The sequence below is a fragment of the Sphaerospermopsis aphanizomenoides BCCUSP55 genome, from assembly GCF_001586785.1.
Lineage (GTDB): Bacteria > Cyanobacteriota > Cyanobacteriia > Cyanobacteriales > Nostocaceae > Sphaerospermopsis_A > Sphaerospermopsis_A aphanizomenoides_A.
In genome coordinates, this window is sequence record NZ_LUFH02000208.1 from 1 (window position 1) to 2,442 (window position 2,442).

At 39.0% G+C, this 2,442-nt stretch carries 4 protein-coding genes; 1 reads left to right on the forward strand and 3 read right to left on the reverse strand.

Annotated elements, in window-relative coordinates; translation table 11 throughout:
- Positions 1-84 precede the first annotated feature (84 nt).
- The 3 genes from A0J48_RS26285 to A0J48_RS26295 all read right to left on the reverse strand — a co-directional run bounded on the left by A0J48_RS26285 (position 85) and on the right by A0J48_RS26295 (position 1,855).
- On the reverse strand, positions 85-573 hold the full coding sequence (locus tag A0J48_RS26285; RefSeq protein ID WP_200327515.1) for a PPC domain-containing protein: 489 nt from the start codon (positions 571-573) through the stop codon (positions 85-87).
- Positions 574-662: 89 nt separating this feature from the next.
- Complete coding sequence (locus tag A0J48_RS26290; protein ID WP_200327516.1) at positions 663-1,319, reverse strand: ComF family protein; 657 nt, start codon at positions 1,317-1,319, stop codon at positions 663-665.
- 53 nt (positions 1,320-1,372) lie between these two features.
- On the reverse strand, positions 1,373-1,855 hold the full coding sequence (locus A0J48_RS26295; protein WP_200327517.1) for a GNAT family N-acetyltransferase: 483 nt from the start codon (positions 1,853-1,855) through the stop codon (positions 1,373-1,375).
- A 184-nt stretch (positions 1,856-2,039) separates the two neighbouring features.
- Here A0J48_RS26295 and A0J48_RS26300 point away from each other — a divergent pair.
- Positions 2,040-2,442, forward strand: a 403-nt coding sequence (locus tag A0J48_RS26300) for an AAA family ATPase (RefSeq protein ID WP_234301184.1), incomplete at its 3' end; no start/stop codon positions are given.

Consider the following 2,442-nt stretch of genomic DNA (forward strand, 5'->3'; position numbering starts at 1 on the left):
TGTGGGGTGTGGGGTGTGGGGTGTGGGGTGTAGGAAAGAAAATTGATAATTACGAATTACGAATTACGAATTACGAATTACGAATTATTTCACTGCTTGCAATTTTGTCACCTTCAATTGAAACTTACCCACCCCAGTTTCCCCAAAAGACCGCACGCGAACAATGTAATTTCCTGTTTCGGTGATGCGGGTAAACAAGAGAGAATTACTTGTGCCATCGGGACCATCATCATTTTCTGCCACTGTCGAACCATTGGGTGCTAACAGTGTAATGATGGTGTCAAAGTTCTCAGAAGACAAATCAATTGCTAAATTATCACCTTTGCTTAACTTGACGGTATAATCACGGGCAAATCCCCCTTGACCAGTGGGAATATCTTGGGCTGATAATTTATCAGAAATTTCTGTACTGCCATTAATAGGAATTGGTTTATATAAGTTACTGCTGTTAATAATAGTATTTTTTGGAGTATTATCTTGAGCATAAGCTTTATTAATACAGACACCCATCGTCAACAATGTGATAGGAAAGATAATAATTTTTCTCAAAGCTACTACAAAAGCTTTATTCATAAATTAAAACAGTATTCCCTAAAATACAGGGTAGTGTAGCTAATTATAGATTTCTCAACCCCGAATTGACCATAAACTCTGGTCTGAATCTATCTTGAACCAGTTGCAGCCACAGCAGCTATACCAATGACAGAAATGTTGCTTTGATTAAGCGCGTAAACAGCAGATTTGGCAGTTGCACCTGTGGTATAAATATCATCCATTAACAATACTGGTGCATCTGGTTGACGACGGCGAAAATCTTGTCCTAAAGAAAAAGCATCTGCTAGGTTTTGTTCTCTCTCAGAACCAGATACACTAAACTGGGCTTTAGTTTCTTTAATTCTCGCTAAACCATTTGATTGTAATTTTAACCCAGTTGTTTGACAGAAACCTTCAGCTATGAGTGCAGCTTGGTTATAGCCTCTCTCTTTCAGTTTTTTGGCGTGGAGTGGTATGGGTACAATTACAGGTTTTTTATTTAATGAAGGAGTATTTAACAACCAAGACTCTCCCAAATAATTACCTAAAATTCGCCCAATTTCCGGGTGGTTTTCATATTTCATGACTGCGATCGCTCTTTTTACCGCACCTCCATAACTTCCCCAACTAAACACGGGTAAAGGTTCTTTCCATGAATGATTAGGGTTTTGCAGATGGCAGCTTTGTAATTGTTTATTACAATATTGACAAATTTGTTGTTTTGTGCTTCTCTGGCAGATAGGGCAATTGTTCTGTAAAAACAAATTGAGTAAATTTTTAAACATGGTAATTAGTAATTGGTAATTGGTAAAAACTCTTAACTATCAACTATCAACTATCAAATAAGATATTTAACATAAACGCGATCGCAACGTTGTGTTTCTACACCGGTGGAGGGTATATAACCATTATGTTCATAAATTTGGACTGCTTCTTTTAAGACACTGGCTGTTTCAATCCAAATTTGCTCAAAACCACGTTTAGCTATAGATATTTCTAGTTGTTGTAATAAATACTTTCCTAAACCAAAACCCCGCGCCCTGGGTAAAAGATACATTTTACGGATTTCTACAGCTTTCTGTCCCCGTGGAATTGGGTAATATGCCCCCGTACCAACTATTTGGTTTTGGTGTTCAATTACCCAAAACTCACCTCCAGTGTGTATGTAATATTGCTCGACTTCTAACACATCTCTATCCGCCTCGTTCGGTTCCCAACCCAAACCATATTCTGATAAGACGGAACTAATGACTGTTGCGGCTGGTGTGCGATATTTAGATTGCCAATCACGAATTAAAAAATCTTGGTAATATTGTTTCATATTGATTAGGGAATAGGCAAAAAGTCAGAACAAAAGGATATTATGTCGCAAGAGTTTTTCAATCCAAAATCCAAAATCTAAAATCTAAAATTGATAAAATTCCTTCTCCTCAACAGTTGAATCTATTAAAATAATTGATACACTTGTTCTTTAAACATCGGTTAATAGTGAAGTAGCGCCCATAATGGTGCATATCAAGCGCGTTGAACTTACTAATTTTAAATCCTTCGGCGGGACGACTGCTGTCCCTTTGCTGCCGGGGTGTACTGTCATATCTGGGCCAAATGGTTCTGGTAAATCAAATATTCTCGATGCTTTGCTGTTTTGTTTAGGACTAGCTAGTTCTAAAGGAATGCGGGCTGAACGTTTACCAGATTTGGTGAATAATGCCCAAAAGCATAAGGGACGTTCGGCTTTGGAAGCTAGTGTGACGGTGACGTTTGATCTGTCGGATATTATCTCACGCAAAGACGCAAAGGCGCAAAATGAGGAAGTAGGGGAAGCAGGGGAAGCAGGGGAAGCAGGGGAAGCAGGGGAAGCAGGGGAAGCAGGGGAAGCAGGGGAGGAAGAGGAAAATGAGTCGCAGT